Source organism: Arthrobacter sp. NPDC057388 (genome assembly GCF_042668165.1).
Taxonomy (GTDB): Bacteria; Actinomycetota; Actinomycetes; order Actinomycetales; family Micrococcaceae; genus Arthrobacter.
Window position 1 is genome coordinate 1 of sequence record NZ_JBHVBL010000095.1, and the last position, 3,379, is coordinate 3,379.

General features: G+C 61.3%; 2 protein-coding genes. Both read right to left on the bottom strand.

Annotation, left to right across the window (positions count from 1 at the left end):
• Nucleotides 1–89: 89 nt before the first annotated feature.
• Nucleotides 90–1,271, bottom strand: coding sequence for a cation:proton antiporter (locus ACFUTU_RS21255; RefSeq protein ID WP_377967930.1), 1,182 nt, complete (start codon nucleotides 1,269–1,271; stop codon nucleotides 90–92).
• A 255-nt stretch (nucleotides 1,272–1,526) separates the two neighbouring features.
• Complete coding sequence (locus ACFUTU_RS21260) at nucleotides 1,527–3,014, bottom strand: APC family permease (protein ID WP_377967932.1); 1,488 nt, start codon at nucleotides 3,012–3,014, stop codon at nucleotides 1,527–1,529.
• Nucleotides 3,015–3,379: the final 365 nt, after the last annotated feature.

Genomic DNA, 3,379 nt, shown 5'->3' on the forward strand with positions numbered 1-3,379 from the left:
CTCCCAGCTGCACAGCTGGGAGCATCCGCTTCCATGAAGGATGACAGACCGAGTTGGGCTGTCGTTTTAACAGGTGCCGGGGTGAGCGCTCAGGCCTTCGAAGCCACACCCTCTCGCCGCAGCACGAATTCCGCCAGTGGTTCAACATAGCGCGCGGCCAAGGGGCCCAGAACGGCCATCACCAGCACATAGGCCGTGGCCATGGCCGCCAGTTCCTGGCTTACGGCGCCCGCTGCCACCGCCAGGCCGGCTATGACGATCGAGAACTCCCCCCGGGCGATGAGCGCCGTTCCGGCACGGAGCTGGCCGGTGCGGGCAATGCCTGCACGCTTCGCAGCCCAGACGCCGGTGGCCATTTTGCTGGCAGCGGTGACAAGCGCGAGGATGAGCGCCAGGCCAAGAACCGGCGGGATGGACGCCGGATCGGTGTTCAATCCGAACGCCACGAAGAAGATGGCGGCGAATAGGTCCCGCAGTGGCGACAGGATGAGCTTTGCGTTGTGCGATGTGGCCCCGGAAATTGCTATTCCGAGCAAAAACGCGCCTACGGCCGCTGACACCTGCATGGCTGATGCGGCGCCGGCCACGAGCAGGGCCGCCCCTAGGACTTTTAGTACGAACACCTCCGAATTCTCGCTGTGAACAGCTTTGGAAACGTGGTGTCCGTGACGCAGGGCAACCATGAGGACGACGCTGACCACAGCCAGTGCGATGCCCACTGTTGTGAGCCCGGCAAGGAAACTGACTCCGGAGATGACGGTGGTGAGGATGGGAAGGTACACGGCCATGGTCAGGTCTTCAAACACCAGGATGGAGATCACCACCCGGGTTTCGCGGTTGCCCAGCCGGCCCAAATCACTGATCACCTTAGCCGCGATGCCCGACGACGAAATGTAAGTGACGCCGCCCATCACCATGGCGCCCACAGGTCCCCAATTGAGCAAAAGGGCAAGTCCTGCCCCAGGCAGAAAGTTCAGGACCAGGTCGAGGACACCGGCCTGCCATGACCGCCGCAGCCCGGTGAAGAGCTCGGACGCCGTATATTCCAGGCCAAGCATAAGCAGCAGCAGGATGACGCCGATCTCACCGGCGAGATGCGCAAAGTCCTTCATGCCGCTAAGCTCGGCAATCCCGCCCGTGCCAAAGGCGAGTCCCCCGAGGAGGTAAAGAGGAATGGGCGACATGCCGAATTTTCCGGCCAGTTTGGCCAGGAGGCCGAGGCAGAACACAACCGCGCCCAGTTCAACAAGGCTCACGGCTAGCGTGCCCATGACCTTTATCCCCGCTGCAGGATTATGGCCACAGGGGAGACACCGCACCGCCTGCCTGCGACCGGGCTGCCAACGGCAAACGACAAAAAGCTGTAAGTGGTGGACATGATGGCTTCCTCTCTGAAGCGGTCATTCCTGTGGTTGAACCTCTCGGTCCCACTAACAGAATCCAGTTAAGTGCGTCCGGTCCCCGGCGCGACTGTCGGGCGCCGGGGACCGGATTTGCAGGCCTGGGAGGCCTGGGAGCCGGTTACGTCACGGAGTAGGATCCAGAACCTTCTCGGGATTTGCGGCATCGTGCTCCGGCACGCGGGCCGCGGCCGCTTTGCTGCTCGCTCGGCGCGACTCATGCTGCGTGTAGAACCAGATGGGCAGGTATAGCGCCAGTACGAGGAAGCCGACCCACGTCGAGGTCCAGCCAATCTCCAGGCTGTTGAGGTACACCACGCCCACCACGCACAGCGGCACGTTGAACAGGCCGAAGGTCAGGGCCACGTGCTTCCAGCCCTTCGGCGCCCTGAAAGGCCGTTCCAGGCTTGCGAAGGCCGGGTGCTTCTTTGCCTTGACATAGGCAAACAGGCTGATGCCGTTGGCAAGGGTGTAACCGATCGCGGAGGCGGCGAGAATCGCGGCGGCGTTGCCCATGGAAATCAATACCAGGTTGAAGGCGCCGATGATCAGCATGGCAACGAATGGAGTTCCCTGCCGGTTCGTTTTGCCGATGAACTTGGGAAGGTTGCCCTCCGCTGACATGGAGTGCATGGCGCGTGACGAACCAAGGTACGCCGTTTGGATGATCAGGATCATGGCGGCGACCAGCATGATGATCGTGATGATGGAACCGGCCTGGCCGAAGGTGGCCTGGGCGACCGGAATCAGGGGTGACACGGCTTGTGCCTGTACACCCTCGACCCCAAGGACGCCGATGACGGCCGTTTGCAGCAGTACATACAGGACCAGGCAGATGAGGCCGCAGGCAAGCAGCGCCTTGGGGACGTCTTTGGCCGGGTTCTTGTATTCCGGGCCGTAGATCGCGGCCGTTTCCCAGGCACAGGCGCTCCACTGCGCGATGCCAAAGATGCCGAACAGCATCAGGATATGGTGCAGGTCCCAGGCCCAGTCGGTCGGCCACCAGTTGCCGGTGATGTGGGCCATTTCAACATGGCCGGTAGCAAAAGGCGCTACAGCGAGGATAACCAGCGGGATCAGGGAAATGGCCGCCAGGATGTAACCCAGCATGGCGCCGTCCTTGAGACCGAACCAGTTCACGACGAACAGCCCACCGAAAATCACCACGCCTGCGATCAGTGCGAGCTGATATTCGCTAAAGGTCTCGCCCAATGCGGGAAACAGCCCGTGCAGGTAGCCGCCGACCAGGATGGCGAAGATCGCCAGGATCGGGTTCCAGCCAAACCAGTAGCTCCAGGCCGTGAACCCACCGATCAGCTTGCCCTTGTCGTACTTGCCCTTGAAGCCCTCGCTGCGAAAGACGAGCTGGGCGAAGCCTGGCAAACCGGACGCTTTGGGAAAGGTGGTGGCCATCTCGGCATATGCAGCGTTCTGCAGGAACCCCTGAAGGACGGATAAACCCCAGATAAGGATTGCTGCTGCAGACAGGTACATCGGCAGGTAGCCCAGGGATGGCAGGATCAGCAGTGGTACGCCAAGTGCGATGGCCATACCCTGCTTCCAGTCGATCGATCTTTTCAGATGATCGCTGCCATCCGAACGATTTTCACTCATAACATCTCCTTTGATGAACTGATCGTCTTTCGCCTACGCTGCGTCGATCCCGTTGGCCTGCGGCGAGTCGAAACGGACCCGCAGATGCCCATATCCGAGCACGTAGGTAAGTCCGGAGGGATTCCGGATCATGCAGAGGACCGAAACGGTCCGGTGGCAGGATCGCGGGAGCTCGTTCGAAGTTGTGCTCCCGCGATCCCGACCTTGGATTGTTGCTTCCGGTGTTGTTATTTGCCGGTGTTGTTATTTGCCGGTGGAGCAGTGGCCGCCGTTGGTGGTGCGGGTTTCGGTGGGGAGGTTGAGGGTGGGGTTTTGGTTGAAGAAGCCGTGGGGTTCGAGCATGAAGCCGATGTTCTGGCGGGGCA